Source organism: Streptomyces sp. NPDC052236, assembly GCF_044548015.1.
In the GTDB taxonomy this organism is placed as follows: domain Bacteria; phylum Actinomycetota; class Actinomycetes; order Streptomycetales; family Streptomycetaceae; genus Streptomyces.
On the sequence record NZ_JBIUBL010000016.1, the window covers coordinates 55,277 to 74,052 of the forward strand.

General features: G+C 66.3%; 22 protein-coding genes. 16 read left to right on the forward strand and 6 right to left on the reverse strand.

Annotated elements, in window-relative coordinates; genetic code table 11:
- Positions 1-10 precede the first annotated feature (10 nt).
- The 11 genes from ACIHCQ_RS25320 to ACIHCQ_RS25370 all read left to right on the forward strand — a co-directional run bounded on the left by ACIHCQ_RS25320 (position 11) and on the right by ACIHCQ_RS25370 (position 11,128).
- The gene (locus ACIHCQ_RS25320; RefSeq protein WP_399666498.1) at positions 11-721 is read left to right on the forward strand and encodes a methyltransferase domain-containing protein; all 711 of its coding nucleotides are present in this window, start codon (positions 11-13) and stop codon (positions 719-721) included.
- Positions 718-1,809: a hypothetical protein gene (locus tag ACIHCQ_RS25325; RefSeq protein WP_399666501.1), complete on the forward strand. Its 1,092-nt coding sequence runs from the start codon at positions 718-720 to the stop codon at positions 1,807-1,809. The genes ACIHCQ_RS25320 and ACIHCQ_RS25325 overlap by 4 nt, the downstream gene beginning before the upstream one ends.
- Positions 1,806-2,717, forward strand: coding sequence for a glycosyltransferase family 2 protein (locus ACIHCQ_RS25330; protein ID WP_399666504.1), 912 nt, complete (start codon positions 1,806-1,808; stop codon positions 2,715-2,717). Before ACIHCQ_RS25325 ends, ACIHCQ_RS25330 begins: the two co-directional genes overlap by 4 nt.
- 97 nt (positions 2,718-2,814) lie before the next feature.
- Positions 2,815-4,218, forward strand: coding sequence for a tyrosine--tRNA ligase (gene tyrS / locus ACIHCQ_RS25335; protein ID WP_399666507.1), 1,404 nt, complete (start codon positions 2,815-2,817; stop codon positions 4,216-4,218).
- A gap of 277 nt (positions 4,219-4,495) precedes the next feature.
- Entirely contained in the window at positions 4,496-5,722 is a 1,227-nt protein-coding gene (locus ACIHCQ_RS25340; protein ID WP_399666510.1) for a damage-control phosphatase ARMT1 family protein, read from the forward strand.
- 234 nt (positions 5,723-5,956) lie between these two features.
- Positions 5,957-6,298, forward strand: a complete 342-nt coding sequence (locus ACIHCQ_RS25345; RefSeq protein ID WP_399666513.1) for a hypothetical protein — start codon at positions 5,957-5,959, stop codon at positions 6,296-6,298.
- A complete protein-coding gene (gene serS / locus ACIHCQ_RS25350; RefSeq protein ID WP_399666515.1) occupies positions 6,291-7,583 on the forward strand; it encodes a serine--tRNA ligase in 1,293 nt (430 codons plus the stop codon). Before ACIHCQ_RS25345 ends, serS begins: the two co-directional genes overlap by 8 nt.
- A complete protein-coding gene (locus ACIHCQ_RS25355; protein WP_399666518.1) occupies positions 7,583-8,512 on the forward strand; it encodes a glycosyltransferase in 930 nt (309 codons plus the stop codon). Before serS ends, ACIHCQ_RS25355 begins: the two co-directional genes overlap by 1 nt.
- On the forward strand, positions 8,506-9,513 hold the full coding sequence (locus ACIHCQ_RS25360; RefSeq protein ID WP_399666520.1) for a hypothetical protein: 1,008 nt from the start codon (positions 8,506-8,508) through the stop codon (positions 9,511-9,513). Before ACIHCQ_RS25355 ends, ACIHCQ_RS25360 begins: the two co-directional genes overlap by 7 nt.
- Before the next feature lie 45 nt (positions 9,514-9,558).
- On the forward strand, positions 9,559-10,275 hold the full coding sequence (locus ACIHCQ_RS25365; protein ID WP_399666523.1) for a hypothetical protein: 717 nt from the start codon (positions 9,559-9,561) through the stop codon (positions 10,273-10,275).
- 406 nt (positions 10,276-10,681) lie between these two features.
- The gene (locus ACIHCQ_RS25370) at positions 10,682-11,128 is read left to right on the forward strand and encodes a hypothetical protein (protein ID WP_399666525.1); all 447 of its coding nucleotides are present in this window, start codon (positions 10,682-10,684) and stop codon (positions 11,126-11,128) included.
- 338 nt (positions 11,129-11,466) lie between these two features.
- Here ACIHCQ_RS25370 and ACIHCQ_RS25375 read toward each other — a convergent pair whose 3' ends face one another.
- From ACIHCQ_RS25375 to ACIHCQ_RS25385, 3 genes are all read right to left on the reverse strand, one after another.
- A complete protein-coding gene (locus tag ACIHCQ_RS25375) occupies positions 11,467-12,450 on the reverse strand; it encodes a BtrH N-terminal domain-containing protein (protein WP_399666891.1) in 984 nt (327 codons plus the stop codon).
- 90 nt (positions 12,451-12,540) lie between these two features.
- A complete protein-coding gene (locus ACIHCQ_RS25380; RefSeq protein ID WP_399666527.1) occupies positions 12,541-12,672 on the reverse strand; it encodes a hypothetical protein in 132 nt (43 codons plus the stop codon).
- Between the two features lie 117 nt (positions 12,673-12,789).
- Complete coding sequence (locus ACIHCQ_RS25385) at positions 12,790-13,314, reverse strand: AAA family ATPase (RefSeq protein ID WP_399666530.1); 525 nt, start codon at positions 13,312-13,314, stop codon at positions 12,790-12,792.
- Between the two features lie 279 nt (positions 13,315-13,593).
- Between ACIHCQ_RS25385 and ACIHCQ_RS25390 the strand changes: the two genes are divergently transcribed.
- Genes ACIHCQ_RS25390 through ACIHCQ_RS25405 form a run of 4 tightly spaced genes read left to right on the forward strand, consistent with a single transcriptional unit; the run spans position 13,594 to position 16,696 of the window.
- Complete coding sequence (locus ACIHCQ_RS25390; protein WP_399666532.1) at positions 13,594-14,031, forward strand: hypothetical protein; 438 nt, start codon at positions 13,594-13,596, stop codon at positions 14,029-14,031.
- A 1-nt stretch (position 14,032) separates the two neighbouring features.
- The gene (locus tag ACIHCQ_RS25395) at positions 14,033-15,166 is read left to right on the forward strand and encodes a hypothetical protein (protein WP_399666535.1); all 1,134 of its coding nucleotides are present in this window, start codon (positions 14,033-14,035) and stop codon (positions 15,164-15,166) included.
- 34 nt (positions 15,167-15,200) lie between these two features.
- Positions 15,201-15,785 carry a hypothetical protein gene (locus ACIHCQ_RS25400; RefSeq protein ID WP_399666537.1) on the forward strand — a complete coding sequence of 195 codons (585 nt, stop codon included), beginning with the start codon at positions 15,201-15,203 and terminating at the stop codon, positions 15,783-15,785.
- Between the two features lie 35 nt (positions 15,786-15,820).
- Positions 15,821-16,696 carry a hypothetical protein gene (locus tag ACIHCQ_RS25405; protein WP_399666540.1) on the forward strand — a complete coding sequence of 292 codons (876 nt, stop codon included), beginning with the start codon at positions 15,821-15,823 and terminating at the stop codon, positions 16,694-16,696.
- Here the strand turns inward: ACIHCQ_RS25405 and ACIHCQ_RS25410 are convergent.
- Complete coding sequence (locus tag ACIHCQ_RS25410; RefSeq protein ID WP_399666542.1) at positions 16,661-17,341, reverse strand: nucleoside monophosphate kinase; 681 nt, start codon at positions 17,339-17,341, stop codon at positions 16,661-16,663. The genes ACIHCQ_RS25405 and ACIHCQ_RS25410 overlap by 36 nt on opposite strands.
- Before the next feature lie 30 nt (positions 17,342-17,371).
- Here ACIHCQ_RS25410 and ACIHCQ_RS25415 point away from each other — a divergent pair, with 30 nt between their 5' ends.
- Positions 17,372-17,950, forward strand: coding sequence for an alpha/beta fold hydrolase (locus tag ACIHCQ_RS25415; RefSeq protein ID WP_399666545.1), 579 nt, complete (start codon positions 17,372-17,374; stop codon positions 17,948-17,950).
- A gap of 79 nt (positions 17,951-18,029) precedes the next feature.
- Here the strand turns inward: ACIHCQ_RS25415 and ACIHCQ_RS25420 are convergent, their stop codons facing one another.
- Complete coding sequence (locus ACIHCQ_RS25420; RefSeq protein ID WP_399666548.1) at positions 18,030-18,404, reverse strand: SAM-dependent methyltransferase; 375 nt, start codon at positions 18,402-18,404, stop codon at positions 18,030-18,032.
- The gene (locus ACIHCQ_RS25425) at positions 18,401-18,775 is read right to left on the reverse strand and encodes an SAM-dependent methyltransferase (RefSeq protein ID WP_399666550.1); all 375 of its coding nucleotides are present in this window, start codon (positions 18,773-18,775) and stop codon (positions 18,401-18,403) included. The genes ACIHCQ_RS25420 and ACIHCQ_RS25425 overlap by 4 nt, the downstream gene beginning before the upstream one ends.
- Between the last annotated feature and the right edge of the window lies 1 nt (position 18,776).

Consider the following 18,776-nt stretch of genomic DNA (forward strand, 5'->3'; position numbering starts at 1 on the left):
GGAGTCTCTCGTGCACACAAACACCGCGACCTCCCCGCAGCCCATCGGCGGCCCCGAGTCCTACTTCATCAGGAGCGGCTACCGCAGCCGGGACCAGGTGGAGTACTTCCTCGACGAGACGGACGACACCGTGACCTGGCAGCCCGACGTCTACCCGTACACCGCAGCCTGGGCCAAGGAACTCGGCCGCGACGTCGTGATCGACATCGGCTGTGGACGGGCGGGCAAACTGGCGTCGCTGGTCGGCGAATACCCGGCCTGGTCCTACATCGGCGTGGACTTCGGGGACAACCTCGTGTGGTGCCGTGACAACCATCCCTTCGGGGAGTGGATCGAGGTCGACCTTGAGTCGGCCGAGCGGCTGCCCATCGCCCCCTCCCTCGTGCGCCGGTCCATCGTGGTCTGCTCCGACGTGATCGAGCACCTGGTGAATCCGATGCCGGCCCTGTCTCTGATCCGTGCCCTCCTCATGGAGGGCAGCGCCGCCGCCGTACTGTCCACGCCGGCGCGCGAGTGCCGCAGCGGCTACGACACTCTTGGTCCGCCGCGCAACCCCAGCCATGTCCGGGAGTGGGCGAGCGACGAGTTCCAGGCACTGCTGCGGGCGTCCGGGTTCGCGATCCGCTACGCCGGGCTCACCCGAAGCGACGACGCCTCCAACGGCCTGTCCACCCAACTGCTCCTCGTCGGGGTAGGAGAGGCGGAGGGAGAACAGCGGTGACAGCGGTTCCCCGGTCCGAGGGCATGCGTGTCGTCCACCTCCCGGCTCGAACCCCGTACGCGTGGAAGCTGCGAAGCCGTGACTTCCACATCCTGAACGGGACCGAGATCCCCAGCGGCGACACGGTGCCGGCGGCGGTGAACGCCGCCTGGCTCCTCGAACACGGCCCTCTCACATGGCTCGACGTCCTCCACCTGCACCACATCGACTTCGAGGACCTCTCCACCCTGGAACGCCTGCTCGATGAGTGCCTGAACGACGGAGTCAACGTGGTCTTCACGGCTCACGACACGCGCCCCATGGTCGGCAACGCCGAGGACTTCACCGCGCGGCTGCGGATGCTCCACTCCGCCGAGGTCAGCTGGGTCTGTCTCACCGAAGGCTCTGTCACAACGCTCGCCGAAGTTCTCGGCGAGCGCCCCCGGACAACGGTCATTCCTCACGGGTACGTCGCATCCCCGGAGTTGCTGGCCGGTCTGGAACGCGAAACGAGCAGGTCAGCGGCCCGGTACCTCATCTTCGGCGCCTCACGGGCCAGCCGGGACCAGCTGTCCACGATGGCCAACTGGAGCCTGGGGATCACGGATTCCCACAGCACGCTCCACGTCCTTCTGCGCGCGTTCAGTCCTGCCGACTTCGCCGACGGGGGCCGCGCTCCGCTGGTCCTGGAGATGGCCCGGCGCGATCCCCGCATCCGCCTGACCATGCGCCCGTATCCCACGGACGAAGAAGTGGTCAGAGCCGGTCTGGCTTCCGACGCCCTGCTGCTCCCGTACCTCTGGGGCAGTCACTCTGGGCAGCTGGAGCTAGCCTTCGACCTGAACCTGCTTCCGGTCTGCTCCCTCACAGGGCACCTGCACGAGCAGTACGAGCAGCACAAGGAGCTCGTCGAGGAACCCGAATGGTTCGACTGGTCGCAGGGGCACCCCAACCTCTTTGGAGAGAAATTCCTGACCGCGCTGGAGAACGCGGCAACACGGCTCGGCTCCAGACCTCGCCGCGTCGACCGCGAGTTCCTCGCCTACAGGGCCCAGGAACACACGGCGATCCTGGATGCCTACGCCCGCGTATACGGGGGTGACCGGTGAGCGCCCCTCCGCGTATTTCGTGCGTGATCCTGTGCCACAACTACGGCCAGTATCTCGACCAGGCCATAACAAGCTGTCTGAAACAGGAGCCAGGAAACTTCGTCCTTCAAGAAATCATCGTCATCGACGACGGCTCCAGCGACGAAACCAAGGAGGTATGCCGTCGCCACGAAGGAAACATCAAGGTCATTCGGAGGAGCCAGCAAGGATTCGGCCAAACCTTGACCGACGCCTTTCTCCTCAGTACCGGCGACTGGGTGGCTCCACTCGACGCCGATGACTGGTTCCACCCGTCAAAGCTGCGTACATGCGCTGAGGCGATGAGGGGCGAAACGCTGTTCATCGAGCACTGGGAAAACGTGGTGGACTCCCACGGAAACCCGATGCTGCGGGAACCACACCCGGGCGGAAACACCAGCACACTCCTGGTCCACCGCGATGCCGCCCTCAGCCTCCTGCCCGTGAACAACGAGATCTTCTTCCACGCGTTGCGTGAGGCCGGCCGAGGCATCGCCCTCCGCGACCCGTTGACCTTCTACCGCGTGCACCCCCGCAGCATGACCGACCGCAGTACGCCCGGCGTGTCACAGGACTATCGGGCTGACGTGTGCATCGCGCTCTCGGATCGCCTTCGCGCGATGCACGAGAACCCTCCGTCGTGGGCGACCACTCGCCGACTCACAAGGATTTCCTGGCATTTCCGCACACTCGCTTTCGGCCACAGAGTGGAATCCGCCATGCAGCGAAAGGAGCGTCTGTCCGCGATGCGCCTGATTCCGGGAATGCTCATTGGCACGCTCCGGGCGCGTGCCCCAATAACACCGTGGCTCCGGTCCCTCTCCAGCACGATCGCGGGACGGCCGCTGGTGCGGCTGACAACGAAACCGGGACAGCAGGCCCATTCGTGATCACCCGGCGATGTATCGAGGGCGGCGATGATAAAATCGCCGCTTCCAATCCCATACTGGTCAGGCCAGTTGTCCGACCCAGGAGCGTATAAGCGCCATGAGCCGTTTGAGCGAGTCTGTCACCCGTGTCATGCACATCCTCGATGGGGCGGACCTGGGCGCGGACTATACGGTCGCGCAGCTGCTCGACGAGACAACAGCCAGGCGTTCGCTGGACCTCTCCGACCTCTCCCCCCAGGAACAGGCGGCCCTGGTCGAGGGGCGCGCGAATCACCTGATCCCCTCGGCCGCGGTGCTCGCCCAGAAGATCGAAGCCGCGCGGGACGCGGGGCGCCCGTTCGTCGTCAAGTACGGCATCGACCCGACCTCGCCCGATGTCCACCTCGGCCACGCGGTGCCGATCATCATCGCCAGCCGGTTTCAGCGGATGGGCCACCATGTCGTCTTCATCATCGGTGATGTCACAGCCAAGATTGGTGACCCGTCTGGACGCTCCTCGGACCGACCGCCCCTCACCGACGAGGACATCGCCCGCAACCTGAGCGGCTACCAACAGCAGGTCACGCCGTTCATCGACTTCGAGCGTGCCGACCTGCGCTTCAACGGCGAGTGGCTGAACAAGGTCACCCTGCCGGAGCTCGTCGGGGTCCTCGCCCGGGTGCCGGTCTCCATGTCGCTCCAGCGCGAGGACTTCCGCACCCGGCTCGCTGATGGCCATGGGCTGTCCGTCGCCGAGTTCGTCTACTCCGTGGTCATGGCGTGGGACTCTGTGGCCATCGACGCCGATGTCGAACTCGGCGGTGTGGACCAGCTGTTGAACCTCCAGATGTGCCGCAAGGTCATGGAGATCTCGGAGCAGGCCCCTGAGGTCGTCATCACCACCCCGCTCATCGAGGGCACCGACGGCACAGGCACCAAGATGAGCAAGAGCAAGGGCAACTACGTGGGCCTGACGGCGTCGCCTGATGACGTCTACGGCCGGCTGATGTCCGTCCCCGACCACCTGACCGAGCCGTACCTCCAGCTGCTCACCGAATGGACGGACGACGAGATCGGCGTGGTCACCAAGCGCCTGGAGGCGGGCACGGCGCACCCGATGGCGATCAAGCGCATCCTCGCCGGTGAGGTGGTGGCCGCTCTCCACGGCCTGAAGGCTGCTGCCGCCGCCCGCGCGGAGTTCACGGCGCGCTTCTCCAAGCGCTCCTTCGGCGACACCCAGAACCTCCCCGTCGTCTCCCTGACGGACCACGCCGAGGACACACTCGGGGCGCTGATCAGCCGCACGTTGGACTTCGCCCCCAGCCTCTCCGCCGTGCGTCGGGTGGCTCAGCAGAACGGCCTCCGCCTGATCCGCGAATTGAACGGAGACCAGCAACCCACACCGCTCACGGAGGCTTCTGTGCAGCAGACGCTCGGCGCAGTTGTGACCGAGGTCGGAGCACTCGAAGGTGCTGAGCTATACCTCAAGGTGGGCCGTAAGGTCGCCCGTATCGACGTCTGAGACCGGTTCACCTCGAAGCGCTGTGATCGGAAATCATCGAGGTCCACCCGAACCGGGCCAGCGTCCCCCCGGGACATCTGGGTATCCCTCCTGCTCGGTTCCTTAAGGCAGATCGATGTCCTCGTTTTCTCCGGGACTTTCTTCGCCCATACCAATCCGCACATCGCCTGCGCTGCCTTCGAACCCGAGACGGGCGAGGTGCTGGTAGGCAGCGCGGCGGGGGTCGTGGCCCTGGAGGTCAAGGACACATAAGCGACAAGCGAAGGGCTTGGACACCATGACAGAGAGGACTTCCCGCGCCTCTGGCGATGAGGCGGACTGCGGCTCCGGCCCAGTTGCCGAACCCGGCGCGCCGGTCATCCTGAGCAACGAGCCCGGCTCGTTCGCCTGGGGCGTCCTGGCCAAACGCCATCCGGCCCTGATCCAACAGGTGCGAGACGCCTCCCCGTACAGCCACCGACAGCACGAGGCCCTCAACGCCCTGCTGGACGAAATCACCAACGGTGTCGTCGAACCGCTCGCACCCACGGACCACGACCACGGGCCCTGGTCGGACTGGGGACGGGAACACTTCGGGCGACCGTGGTTCGACACCCCGTTCCTGTGGGCGGAGAGCTACTTCTACCGCAGGCTCCTCGGGGCCATCGGGTACTTCGGTACGGGCCCGTGGCAGGGAGTCGATCCCTTCGCCCCCTTCAAGCAGGCCGAATTGCGCGGCGCGGCGGTGGACGAGGAACTGCGCGCCCTGGACGCACTCGCCGACGCGCCGGCCGACGAGCGGGCCACGGCTCTGCTCCACGCCTCGCTCTGGGGCAACCGCGCGGACCTCGGCTTCCGCGTTACGGCGGGGGAGCCGGCCCTCGGCGACGCTGACCCCGGCCTGGTCGCCGACGACAGCGCCGTGCTGTGGCAGCTCCTACCTACCGGAGCGCCGTCCACCGTCGCCGTCGTGGCGGACAACGCTGGACGAGAACTGATCCCCGACTTGGTCCTTATCGACCACCTCCTCGAAGATCGGCGTGCTGAACAGGTCGTACTTCACGTCAAGCCCTACCCGTACTACGTCTCCGACGCTACGACGACGGACGTCGTCGACTGCCTACGCCGCCTCGCCCAGGCGCCCGGCGAAGCCGGCGGGATCGGCGGGCGCCTCTGGAAGGCCATGGCGTCTGGCCACTTGGAGGTGCGCACCCACCCCTTCTTCTGCGCGCCGCTGCCGTACGAGGAGATGCCCGAGGACCTGCGACAGGAGTTCGCCGCTGTCACGCTGACCATCCTGAAGGGTGACCTCAACTACCGCCGTCTTGTGGGTGACCGGATGTGGGACGCGACGACGCCGTTCGCGGACCTCACGGCATACTTCCCAGGCGCTGCCGTGTCGCTCCGCACGCTGAAGTCCGACGTCATCGTGGGAATGGACCGGAAGACACTGAGCGCACTCGAACAGTCGGGGCATGCGTGGCGTACGAGCGGCACCCACGCTCTTGTTCAAGCCCGACGCTAGATATGAAGGCGACGGCTCTCGTCCAAACGGCATCTCAGTCGCGTACGGTCGCGTCATCGGGTGGTGAAGGCATCCGAAATCCCCTGGAGTTGGCCAGCGGTCAACGCGGGCCGGGTTGACCGCCGCAGCGGCACTGACCCGGTGTTCCGTCGTACTGGCGGAGTCAAAGCCCGAGTCACCCCAGACGAGCGGCCGGCGGATTGCGCCGTGTCACAGCGCGACGGCATCCGGAGGATGCTCACAGGAGTACTGGCCGCCCTGGAGCGCCCCGGGCCCCGCGTCCTCGTAGGCCACGGCCTTTGGGCCTCCGTGCTCCTCTGGCATCAGAGCCGATCTCCGAAGGAGGACATGCCGCTCTTCTTCCCGGAGGCACCGTACGTCGAGCCGATCGCCGTACCCGACGACGAGCTGTCTGACTGGATCACGGCGCTGCTGAGCGATCTCGACAGCGACGTTCCACCAGGTCGCGCCGACCGCGGTGGCGCGGACATATTCCGGATCGGCGAGGGCTGGGCGGTTGCTACCGTCGGTTCCGTATCCCACTCGCCGGATCAGAAGGATCTCCCTCATGCATGATGCCCGCGCCCTGATTGAAATGGGTGCCGAAGCGGTTCGTCGGCTCGCTCGTCGCGGCTACTCTCTGGACCTGTCCGAGCTGGAGTCCCTCCAGTCTCGGCGCAACCAGAACATCCGCTCGGCCGACGAGCTGCGGGCTGAGTCCAAGCGGGTGGCGAGCGAGGTCCAGCAGACGGCCAAGCAGGGCGGCGACATCGCCAAGCTGAAGGAGCGCGCCCGCGAGCTGAAGGACCAGATCCGGGACATCGAGGCCGGGCAGGAACAGGTCCAGGAGCAGCTCCGCGAGCTCCTTCTCAGCATCCCGAACCTGCCGGACGATGCGGCTCCGGACGGTGACACCGAGGCGTTCGCGGTCGAGGTCAGGCGCGTCGGCACTCCGCCCACGTTCCCGTTCCAGCCGAAGGACCACGTCGACCTCGGTGAGGCCGCCGGCATCCTCGACTTCGCGCGGGCGACGAAGCTGTCCGGTCCACGCTTCGCGGTCTCGCGCGGCGCCGGGGCAGCGCTGGAGCGTGCCCTTGCCACGCTCTTCCTCGACCTCCACACCCGTCGGCACGGATACATCGAGCACGCGGTCCCGTACCTGGTCACCCGTAAGACGATGACCGGCACGGGGCAGCTGCCGAAGTTCGAGGAAGACCTGTTCAAGACCGGCGTCGCCGACCGCGAGCTGTTCCTGATCCCGACGGCCGAGGTGCCACTGACCAACCTCTACGCCGACGAGATCATCCCTCCGGCCGAGCTGCCGCTGGCGCTCACCGCGCACACGCTGTGCTTCCGGTCCGAAGCAGGCTCGTACGGTCGTGACACCCGGGGCCTGATCCGCCAGCACCAGTTCGCCAAGGTCGAGATCGTCCAGATGGTCGACCCGGCGGACGCGGACGCCACGCTGGAGACAATGGTCGGCCACGCCGAGGCGTGCCTGAAGGAACTCGGCCTCGCCTACCGCGTCGTCAAGCTGGCCGCCGGTGACACGGGCTTCTCCGCCCAGCTCACCTACGACATCGAGGTCTGGATCCCGAGCCAGAACACGTACCGCGAGATCTCCTCGGTCTCCAACTTCGGCACCTTCCAGGCCCGCCGGGCCAACATCCGAACCCGCGGCGAGGACGGCAAGCCCAAGCTCGTCGCCACCCTCAACGGCTCCGGCCTCCCCGTCGGCCGTACCCTGGCCGCTCTCCTTGAGCAGTGCCAGCAGCAGGACGGCTCCATCGTCCTGCCCGAATCGCTCGTCCCGTACCTCGGCTTCCGCCGTATCTCGGCGGACGGAACACCGGAGGCATAGTGCTCGTCGGCGTCTGCGCCGACGTACACCTCCTCGGGCCGGGCTGGCTCACGGACCTGGAGAACGACTGGGTCCGTCGGCCGGTCCGCCTGGAGGACATCACCACCGGATCCCTCGCCTCCCGCGATCTCCGCAGCACCGGATACGACCTCCTGGTCGGCGGGCACGAATACCCATCGCTGCCAGCCTGGACTCGTACCTGGAACGAGCTGGACTGCGACGTCGCCACGTTCCAGCACTCCCCTGTCTTCCAGCACGCCGACGCGGCCTTCGACGGCAAACGGTCACGGCTCTACTGCTACTCGCCCGAGATGATCGAGCGGTACGCAGGGCACCAGCCAATCCCCGAACTCGCCGTTCATCTCGGCCTGGACGAGGAGGAACCACCGGCCGTCGCCGGTAGCGACCTCGTGTGGCTCGGCCGAATAGATGAGGAGAAGGCGCCGCACATCGCCGTCCGAGCGGCCCAGATCCTGGGCCGCCGGATCCAGGTCGTCGGCCCCGTCTTCGACGAGGCGTATGTGCGCCACCATGAACGCCTCTTCAGCGCGGACCACGTGAAGTGGGCCGGCGAACTCGGTGGCCAGGCCAAGACCGCCGCCATCCGCGACGCCTCCGTCTTCGTCTACGCCTACGCCCGTACGTACGTGGAGGCCGGCGCCGCCGTCTTCGGAGAGTCCCTCCGTGGCGGCACCCCCATGGCCGCGCTCACGTGGCGCGAGGGAACCTGTGCCGAGGCGGCCCTGTGCGAGCGGACAGGCGTGATTACGGTGGCCGACCCCGACGAGGACGACGAAAACGCAGCGGAGCTTCTCGCCCTCGCGATCGAGCAGGCCGAAGACCTCAACCACACGGAGGTCCAGGAGATCGGGATGCATCGCTTCGATCCGGCCCGCCACTTTACGGCGATGTCGACTCGGCCATGCTGACGAGCGGTCTCAGAGAGCCCGCGCCCGGTTCGCCGACCGATACAGAGGGCCGCTTACCTGCGGTCCTGCGCCAAGCTCTGGGAGCGAACTGGGAGTTCACCATCACCGACGGGCGGATCACAATCGAGCATGCCCACAGAGGCTCGCCGTACCGTCCGCCCCGCCAGGCCCCGTCGTGGGAGGAGCTGCTGGCGGAACTGAAGGCAAGCTTCGCGGCCCAGGGCGTCCTGCAGGACGCCTGCCTGCCACTTCGATGGGGCCGCGAGACCGAGCTGACGATCTCGGCCGTCCAAGCCCTTGACCCCCTCCTCAAAGACGGGCGTCCGCTGACCTACCGCAGCGGCTTCCTGCCCCAGCCTGTTGTTCGTTTCACCGGGCAGCGTGACGCATCGGGCGACCTCCGGGAAGGATTTCTGACCTCGTTCGTCAACGTTTCCCGTGTCCAGCCAATTCAGTGCACGGACGAATACGGTGTGATCTTGGATGGCTGGCTCAGCGTGCTGTCGCGATTGGGTTTCCATGCGCGCCACATCAGCGTCCACGGCAAGCTGGCAGCATGGCGGCGCCGCCAAGTCGAAGGTGTCACCCTTCGCTTCAACCACCTCGACCTGTCTCTCGGCGACATCGTCCTCCTTTGGAACGCCGACAACCCTGCGCGCATGGCGGTAGACCTCGGCACCGGACTGGAACGGTTGGCGTGGGCACGTACGCGGCGAGGGTGGAGAGACCTCGTCTTCGGCAGGTTCGCGTCCCTGGCGGCCCCGGCGACCCTGGACGCCGTCCGCACCGCCACTCTCCTCCTCGCGCATGGCATCCGTCCCGCCGTGCGGGGGGCAGGCGGAATCACACGCCGGGTGATCGGAACGATCGACCGTGACTCGGCGAGGCTGGGTGTCAGCTCCCTGGTTCGCGCCTCGTATCGCTATTGGCGACTGTTCGGTGAGCCGAATGTTCCATGGCCAGCCGTGGCCATGGCGATCGAGGAGGAGCTGGGCATCTGAAGGAAGACCTCTGGTGAGGTCGAGCCCGCTTGCCCGGGCAAGGTTGTGCATCCTTCGACGTCGGCCAGCACCAGGCCGCCCAGCGGCTTCATCCAGGCTCTCCGCCTCGCCCGCGCGGGCGGTGACGTGCAACTGGGCTGCTATGTGCTGACCACGATGGCGATGCTGTTTCGCTGCTTCGGGGCTTCGGGGCTTCGCGAGCGAGGCGATCGATATGGCCCGGGCGCCTTCGAACGGGCCAAGGGCCAGGCCGTCCCGAGGGTCCTGGCGTTCACCAAGCTGATCGAGGCCCGGGCCTATGCCCGCGACACCGACCCCAGGGCCGCTTCACGGGCCCTTGCGGCCTCCGAGGACCTCCTGAGCCGGTCGGACGCCTCCGACAGCGGCTTGGAGCCCGCCTGGATCGACTTCTATCACCATGCCCGCCTGTCAGCGGACGCCGCCGAGATCTTCCGGGACCTGAAGAACCCCAAGGCGGCCCTGGCCTGGAACCAGCGGGCCGCCGCCATGCCGCCGGGAGTGTTCACCCGCTCGGTCGGAATGCGCCTGGCGATCGTGGGAACCGCCCACCTCCAGGCCCGCGACCTCGACCACGGCCTGGAGCTGGGCCACCGCTCGGTCGACATCCTCGCCCACGTCCAGTCCACCCGGGCCAAGGACTACGTCCGCGAGTTCAACGCTGCCCTGGCCCCCTGGCGGCGAGAGCCGGCCGTGCGCGAGTTCGTCCAGCGAACCCGCAACGAACTCGGCGTCGCTGCCTGACGACCGTGCGCTGATTCCCCACATCCGACGCTGACTCAGCGCCGTTTCGGCCGCGGCGGTGCCGCCCATCATCGGGCCCCGCAGCCGGGTTCATTGTTCACGCCCGCCTCACACCACCCGGCGGGTGCGGGAAACAACCGGGCGAGCCCCGCCACGCTCGGCTCGGACTCGGCGGGGCTCGCTGTCGCTGAGGCAGCCGGCCGCCTCGTAGGAAGCGAGCCTGCCAGCGCGGGTAGGACTCCGGCGTGCGGGCTTTGGGGAGAGCCGCTGTTCGGTGAGGAGGGAAGAGAGCCCCTCCGAGCCACGCATCCAGGCCACGTCCGTTGACACACCCTGCGGCAGTGGATAGCTTCTCGATGATCATCAATCGCACATATGTTTGCTTGCTAAACGGGAGGGGAAATTCGTGAAGAGGTTCCTGGGTGGCGCCGCCACCATCGCTCTGTGCACGGGACTGTTCGGCGTCATAGGAACGGGGACGGCCGCGGCCGTCAACACCCACCAGTTCAATCTCAATGCCGATCTCTACGGCCCTGACTACGGTTACACCATCGGTGGCGTGACCTTCCATAACCAGGATGTCGTCATCCAGGGTTCGGTGAAGTCGCACACGACAGGGTGCGTTCAGGCTCAGTTCGATATCAGCCTGGGCACGAGTACGGGTGTGACGAAGACAGAAACGCGCACGGCGTGTGGCCGGGGGACCGGCACGAGCACCGACTTCCACTTCACTGTCGACATGCCCGCCGGTGGTACCGACCATGTGGACGTGTATCTCAACCAAAACATCACAAGCACGACCGGAAGATGGCAGCATATCGCCTCCGACACCCTCTGGAACTCGGACCTCTGATCCCTCGAGACGCGGCGCCCGGGCCACCCAACGGCCGGGCGCCGTCGGCGTTTTGCGATTGGTTCTTACTGAGTGTGAATTCGTGATGTCGTGACGAGTCAGTCGGGTGCGACGGTCAGGCCGGGCTCATGAGCCGCCTTCGAACGCACTCCCTCCACCCTTGCCGGGCTCGTCTGCCCCCAGTGCGTCGGCAATTCGGCGGCAGTTCATCGCTTCGCCATCCGTTATCGCGCGGTCGCTCAGCAAAGTCACGATCCACTGGTAGTCCGGCGCCAGTACCGTCCTCCCCGTCTACGCGGGGGTGAACCGGTCCACTCCCTCATCACCCTGCGCCGCCTCTAGAGCATGCTGAGTGCCTGCATCGCATCGCGTTCGATTCGCGAGAGCTCGTGGAGGATGGAGCCGGCCTGCATGAGGTCCTTCGCGTCGCCGGATTCGCCTGCTGTCGCGACGAGTGCGGCCACCTGTGTCCAAAGGGTGGCGGCCTCGGTATACAGGCTGTGGCCAGTGCGCAGATGGCTGCTGTCGATCAGCTGGGCACACTCGGCGAGGAAGTCCCGGTAGAGATTGCGGAACAGGGCGCCGCCGGTGCCGGCCCTCTCCATGAGGGCGGCGGCCCGTGGCAGGTCCTCCTGCGGATTGTCGCTGCGCTTCAGCCACTTCGGCACTTGCTTGGCGGTCTTCTCGATGCCCCGGTGGCCCAGGTTCGCGATGGGCGGGTTCAGGAAGGCGTCGGCGCAGGTCTTGATCGCGGGGATGATCCGGTCCTGCGGTGACGTCAGGCTGCTGGCCGCCGTGATGGTGAAGGAGCGGTGCTTGGCGGTCATGGGGCCGCGCTCAGCCCTGGCCCTGGCCAGGCCGGCGAGGCTGGTCGACACGGCTCCGCCCTGCGGGTCGGTGTCCACCAGGTAGGCGTCCTGCTCGTCGTAGCCATACATGGCCACGACGTGCCCGCCGAAGTGCACCTTGGTGCTGAAGTAGTCCAGGTGGTAGCTGTCGAGCTGAAGGCCGACCGGCCGACCGGCGTCGATGGGTGCCGCCACGTTCTGCCACGCCTTGCGCGGAGAGGTGGTCTCCGCGACCAGCAGCTCAAGCCCGAGTACGGCGGCCAGGCTCCTGGTGAGCTCGAACGGCTTGACCCGGCCTCCCAGGAAGGGGAAGCCCATGCCTTTGCTGTCCCAGTAGATGAAGGACAGCCCGGAGCCAAGCCCGAACAGCATGGGCTCGGACAAGTCGAGTCCCTCATGCCGCAGCAGCACGCCCAGCGCCGTCGTCTCACAGTGCTGCATACCGGGGACATCGATGTCTTTCACCATGGTCATGCCGCTCATTCTTCCTCCCTCACCAGACGACAACGCCGCAGACGGGGGTGCCAGACCACCGCGTCCGAGGCATGATCCGCCGGACAGGTCCTAACCGCCGACGACGCCGAGCCTGCGTGCCAGGTCTGCCACCGGCTGGGACGGGCGGCCTCGGATGCCGCAGCTCCAGCCGATGGCCAGTTCCCGGCTCAGGTAGTGGTGGCGCCTAAGTCTGCCTGTCATGAACCCACGCGCTCGGCGAGGCGAGCGCGCGCACTGCCGGTTCCGCGCCCGTTGTCAGTGCCCAAGACCGGGTGCAGCTCGGGCACGGTCCGCCACTCTGCGAGCCGGTGGCGGTGATCAGCTCGTTCCCCTGGGGAATCCGGCTCTGGAGGCTGAAGTCGGGAGCATCGGGGGCTCTTCGCCCTCACCCACGGGAGCCTCGGAGTGCTCGGCGATCCAGGCGAGCGTCGTGGGTGAAATCACCCCGTGTGCTGGGTCGTTGTTGCGCTTCGCCAGTCGTCGCAACAGATCGTCGTGCTCGACCTGGAAGTACACAAGTCGCCACCTGGCACCGTGCTCAGTGACCAGCTGCTTGTAGTCGTCCCTGACCGCGCGAGTCCCGAGCCCGTGGTCCAGCACGACCGAACGGCCGTCCCGCAGGTGCTCGGCGAGCTGCCGCCGGACATCCTCGATCACCGGCTTCTGAAGCGTGAGGTGGTCGCGTTCGGCATGGTCCTTGCCCATCCGCCCATGTCGGGCGGTCATCTCGTCGTCCACCGAGAGGCGGATGACGCCGCCCCGCTCCAGCGCCTTCGCGAAGGTGGTCTTGCCTGAACCGGGCATCCCGGTGAGAAGCCATACGACGGGCTTGAGGTCACTCATCCGGCAGACCCTAGCGAGCCCGACACCTCAGCCTGAACCGGCTCGGGCGCGGTTCTTCACTGCCTGGGGGCCGGAGGGTCAATGAGGTCAGTGAGTCGTGTGCCGCTCGATGGGCGGCCCAAGTCGCCCTCTCCTAGAAGCCGTTGGCGGTAGCAGTTCCCTTCGCGCTCTTCGGGCCATTTCGTGAATCTCTGTCCGGCGAGGGTCTGGTGACGGTAAACCAGGCTCATCACACTTGGACAGACTGCCGAACTGCGGGCGTCGAAGGCCGGGGGGCACATGGATCCCACACTTCTGATTCTGGCCGGCGCGGGTGGCACGGCGCTGGTGCAGGCCATGACGACCGACGCTTGGGCTGCTGTACGCGACAGTGCCGCCAGGCTGCTGGGCCGTGGCGACGCCGGGCGGGAGTCGGACGCGCTGGTGCGCCTGGACGCTTCGCAGGAGGCCGTTGCGCAAGCGGCCCCGGGGACGGAGGAGACCGTCCATGCCGCGGAGGGCGCTCGATGGTCGGCCCGCTTCGAGACAGTACTTGAGGAGCACCCGGACCGTGCCGCGCTCCTCAGAGCGTTGCTGAGCCTTGTCGAGGAGACCCTCGGCGAACGGCCTGGCAGGGGTGGGCACACACAGCACATTTCCGCGGCTCGGGACGCCTATGTGGCCGGCCGTGATCAGACCGTCCAGTTCGGCCCGCACACCGGGGACGGTCGCACCTGACGTGGCGATCGACCGGGGGCACGACCAGCGCATGGAGTCCCAGCGCGACGTCTACGGAGCGGGCCGGGATCTGTACGTCAATGTCGGCGCGGCGAACGGTGGGTCAGTACCGCGGTCATCGCCGTCACATACGTACGACCGCAGCCGGCCGTTGTTCATCCAGTATCTGAATCCCGAGGTACTGGCCTGCTACGGCCTGAACTGCAGAGGCGTGCAGTCGGAGCGCGTACTGAAGGACTCTCTGCGGATCACGAGACTCGCCGTCCTGCTGACCGATGCGAACCTTGTGTTTCCCGCCTCGTACATCTTCGAGGTGCCGTGCTTCTCCGTCTTCCTGCATGAAATTTCGCCTCTCGTCGTGTCGGGGAGTGTCTCCTGCGTCGCGCCCGTGATGGATCTTGAGGCCTATCGGGACATCAAGGCGGAAGAATATCGACACGATCGAGTCAATCCGTACGTGCTGAAGATGGACATGGCCGCGGAGCGGGATGTCACGTGGCAGCCCCGTCTGGGAAGTTCGACAGCGGACATCGCCACCCTGTGGCATTCCGCCTTCGAGGAGAACGGCGAGTTCACAGGGCTCGTTGAGTCGGTTTCGGCGCGATGGGCGGGCCGCCGGGGAGAGATTGAAGAGACGCTTCATTCCGTCCCGCAGCGGCTCGAAGGACAAGCGGCGGTGGGCAGGTTCGTGCAGAAGGTGATTCCCGTCGGTCTGACAGCGCGCGAAACGACCCGCATCAACATGCTGCTGTCGAGGGCGTACCTGCTGAGTTACCTTCGGGACCTCCGGGCGAACATGCTGGTGGATTTCCTTCACTCGGACCTGTCCTGCGGAATCTCCGAGACACGAGGAGATTCCACTTTCTCACTGCTCTCCGCACGGAGATTCGATTTGGCGCTGCAATGGATCGGAATTCATACATACGTCCATGGCGCGGCGAGCTGGCAACACCTTGTCTCCCTGCGGTCGATGCCAGAATTCGGTGAACTGACACTCGCCCTTTACGCGCAAAATTCGCCCGTTTCACTCAGATCGGCCGTCATACGGATCAGAAGGATAACCGAACTGGAGGATGCCATGAACCTCATACAGGCGCAGCGGAATGTGGGCACCGTGGTATCTCAGTTGTGCTAGCGTGACGCACCAATACAGACCAGGAAGGGGCTTCATGAAAATGCTGCTGTCAGCATATTGCTCGGGATCCATCACAAAGGGAGCCGGGGACGAGAAGAAAACCTGCTGGACAAAAATCGAAAAGGATCAGGTGCGGCAAACAGCCCACCCCTACGACGTGGTATTCCTGAATCCCGACGACCCCATCACCGACCCCGGAAACGTGCTGGGGCAGTTCGGCCGGGACATGTATCAGGTCATGGTGGCTGATGCCGTGATCGTCGACGCGCGAGAACGCAGAGGGCTCGGCATCGGCGTCGAGATGGCAGCGGCGGCGGCCATGGGAACACCGGTCATCGTCGTAGCTCCTCGCAACTCCAAGTACCGCTTGGATGAACTGCACTACCGGGGTGCCACCGTCACTGATTACGTCCATCCGCACGTGGCGTCCTTGGCGTCGTACGTGGTCGAAAGTTTTTACGACGCCGGCCAGGCTCTGGTGAAAACGTTGGGCGAGAAGAAGGCCCCCGGCTCCCGACCGCAGTGGCTGGAACCAGCCATCACGGAATACCGCAGCAACGTGCTGCGCCACGACGCCCCCATGCTGGCTGCCCAGGAGCGGCTCGGTTTAGCGGAATAGGCGGAATAGCCTGAGGAGCACAGGAGAGGACGCCCGTGATCGCCAGCACATCCGGCAGCATCCTTGAGCAAGCCGTATCCACCGAACCATCGTTGCGCCTTTCGTTGGTTCACAACGAACCGCTTGAGCGGATCATGTTCGACCGGAACTTGACAGGAGTTGAATTCCGGCGAGCATGCCTGGAGGCTTCTCGCCTGTTCATCGGACATCTACTGGACGAGTTCGACCCCGAGCAGTCCGCGGAGCTGATGATTCTCAGCAAAGGGATCGTGTACCAACTCGCGGAGGCGGTCGCCGCGGAGACAGGAAAGAACCTGCCGACGAACCTGATCGCCACTTCCCGGGTCTCCGTTTCCGGCGATCGCGTGGACATCGAAATTCCCTACGCGAAGTTCGAAGCCCCGAGCCGGACACTCATCCTGGGAGACACGGTGGCGTCGGGGGCGACGGTCATCGCAGCAATCGGGGAGTATCGAAAGCATCACCCGGTCGACCGGGTGTTCGTTCTTTCGTACGCCGGAGCGCTGGTCGGTGCCAGGAGAATCTCCGAATACTGTCGCGGGCAGGGGATCGAGGCGACATTCCTGTTCGGCCTGGCGGCCTTCGGGCTTGCCGACAACGGTTTCGACCTGTCTTTTCTGCATCCGGCAACGATCACTCGGGACGAGTACCGTCGTCGCGCAGCCGAGCAGTTCGTCGGGAACCCCGTTTCCGCGGTCGGCTGGGATTTCGGATCCCAGGCCATGGCACCCCAGAAGTACCGCCAGCTGTGCTGGATCGAAGCCGAGGTGTGGGAGCTGCAAGGGCTCCCCTGCTTCAAGGTCGCGGAACAACCGCAAGAGCTGTCGCTGTTGCGGCATGAGGCGGCCGCGTACTCAGAGATCGCCCAGGCTCTCGGAGAAGAGCTGTAAGTGGTTCCTGATCGAGGCCAGAACCTCGTCGTGCGATCGGCCGGCATTGATGTCGAAGCACGGCCACCGCGAGGCGAACGCCTGCCTCACCGACGGCAGCAGTTCATGGAAACGCTCGCTTCTCGCCAGGAGATGCCCCATCGAGTCGTCGGCTCGCCGGTGCACCCGTGGAGCCTGGCAGCAACCGCCTTCTCCCTGTGTCTCCTGACCGCACGTTCCGCACACGAAACGCGTGGCGGAACGTGCGATCAGCACATCCTGCGGTGCTTCGAGAACGAATCCGATCACCTGGTCATCGGTCATGCTCACCGTCTCGAGAACGGCAGGGATATTCGTCGTTTGTTCGACATTGCGTGGATAGCCGTCGAAGACGAGGCCGTTGCTCGCCCCCCGGGGAATGTGGTCTCGCACCAGTCGGCAGTACACCTCCACCGGCATCGGCATACTGCGCTTCATCCGGAAATCGATGAGCTGCCGTAGTCGAGGGTCTTTCGCGTTCTTCGCCGCGTCCCGCAGGACCTGGCCGCTCTGGAACGCGTGAAGGCCGAAGTCGGCGGCCAAGCGGCGCGAGGTGGTTGATTTTCCGACGCCGGGTGCCCCGATAAGAAAGACAACGGTCTTCCGCTGACCAGCCACTGCACGCATCCATCTCCCATGGTTCCGCAGGGTCATCAAGTGACTACCACTCCCGGCCCGGATCATGCGGCGGAGAATGAACCGCCGGTGGATGCGTGGCTGGCCGACCTGCTGAGCCCGGTGCGGACCCGCCCCGCGCTGGTCGCACACTCCCTGGCCTGCGGACCCGCGCTGCGCTTCGCTGTCGATCACCCGGACCGCATCAGCAGGCTCGTCCTCGTATCCCCGGCGTTCCTGCAGGCACCCGCCCCGCGGCTCGCCCGCTCGGGCCTGGCCGTGCCGATGATGCGCCGCATGTCCGCCGCTCGGCTGGCTCGGGCGCTCGGCGTCCCCGAGGGGGCGGAGGTGGAGAGCGCCGCGGCGGACCTGCGCCGTCGCGGGGTGGCGCGCCGGGTGGCCACGGCTGTACGCACGGACTTCGCCGAGCTCCGGCAGTCGCGGGCGCTGCTGGAGCGGGTGAGCGTCCCGGTCCAGATCGTCGTGGGCTCGGACGACCCGCTGGTCACGGCCGTCGACCACCCGGTGGCCGAGATCGCCGGGGCCGGGCACTACCCCCAGCTGACTCATCCCTCCCAGGTGGCCCGCCACCTCGGCGCTGCCTCCGTCCGCTCCACATAGCGGCGGCAGTTCAAGCTGCTGCTCGGTCACGCAGGCGTAGGTGGAGCGCGGTGAGGGCTGTGTGCGGTGGCGGTGGTGCCTACACCTTGCGGGCGAGCCCGCCCGCCATCAGGCACTGGCCCACGGTGAGGGGCGGCTCGACCGGCTCATCGGGGCGCCACTGCGGCAGATACGTGACGCCCGGCTCGACCAGCTCCAGTCCGTCGAAGTACGCCGCGATCTCCTCCAGAGTCCGGAACCGGCCGGTCCCCAGGTCGGTCAGCAGGGCCTTCTCCAGTAGGGCGGCTTCGGGACTGGTGGCGCAGAAGTGTGTGAGGAAGAAATAGCTGCCGTGCGGGATCGCATCGAGATACCTCTTCACGATGCCCACCGGGTCCTCCTCGTCATTGAGGTGGTGGATGACGCCCAGGAGCATGAGGCCGACCGGCCGGTCGAAGTCGATGAGCCGGTTCACCTCGGGGTGTTCCAGTACGGTCCCGGGGTCGCGTAAATCCGCGTGATCACAGTGGCGCGGTCGTCCCCGGCGAGCAGTTCGCGTCCGTGCGCCAGCACGATGGGGTCGATGTCGACGTACACCACGTGGGAGTCCGGCGCGGCGGCCTGGGCCACCTGGTGGGTGTTCTGGACGGTCGGCAGGCCGGAGCCCAGATCCAGGAACTGCCGGATGCCCGCCTGCGCCATGTGCCGTACGCCGCGGCCGAGGACGGCCCGGTTGTAGCGGCCGACATCGCCGCCCACCACCGCGTCGTACACCCTGGCGATGCTCGGCCTGGTCTCGTCTATCTCGGTTATCTCGGTTATCTCGGCCGGAATCCCGTCCGTCATA

Excerpts from the sequence above, each read along its gene's own strand:
- ACIHCQ_RS25425 (WP_399666550.1), bottom strand. The coding sequence starts at position 18,775 with ATGACGGACGGGATTCCGGCCGAGATAACCGAGATAACCGAGATAGAC.
- ACIHCQ_RS25375 (WP_399666891.1), bottom strand. The coding sequence starts at position 12,450 with ATGACCATGGTGAAAGACATCGATGTCCCCGGTATGCAGCACTGTGAG.
- ACIHCQ_RS25410 (WP_399666542.1), bottom strand. The coding sequence starts at position 17,341 with ATGCGTGCAGTGGCTGGTCAGCGGAAGACCGTTGTCTTTCTTATCGGG.
- ACIHCQ_RS25340 (WP_399666510.1), top strand. The coding sequence starts at position 4,496 with ATGACAGAGAGGACTTCCCGCGCCTCTGGCGATGAGGCGGACTGCGGC.
- serS (WP_399666515.1), top strand. The coding sequence starts at position 6,291 with ATGCATGATGCCCGCGCCCTGATTGAAATGGGTGCCGAAGCGGTTCGT.
- ACIHCQ_RS25345 (WP_399666513.1), top strand. The coding sequence starts at position 5,957 with ATGCTCACAGGAGTACTGGCCGCCCTGGAGCGCCCCGGGCCCCGCGTC.
- ACIHCQ_RS25385 (WP_399666530.1), bottom strand. The coding sequence starts at position 13,314 with ATGAGTGACCTCAAGCCCGTCGTATGGCTTCTCACCGGGATGCCCGGT.
- tyrS (WP_399666507.1), top strand. The coding sequence starts at position 2,815 with ATGAGCCGTTTGAGCGAGTCTGTCACCCGTGTCATGCACATCCTCGAT.
- ACIHCQ_RS25380 (WP_399666527.1), bottom strand. The coding sequence starts at position 12,672 with ATGACAGGCAGACTTAGGCGCCACCACTACCTGAGCCGGGAACTGGCC.
- ACIHCQ_RS25390 (WP_399666532.1), top strand. The coding sequence starts at position 13,594 with ATGGATCCCACACTTCTGATTCTGGCCGGCGCGGGTGGCACGGCGCTG.
- ACIHCQ_RS25360 (WP_399666520.1), top strand. The coding sequence starts at position 8,506 with ATGCTGACGAGCGGTCTCAGAGAGCCCGCGCCCGGTTCGCCGACCGAT.
- ACIHCQ_RS25400 (WP_399666537.1), top strand. The coding sequence starts at position 15,201 with ATGAAAATGCTGCTGTCAGCATATTGCTCGGGATCCATCACAAAGGGA.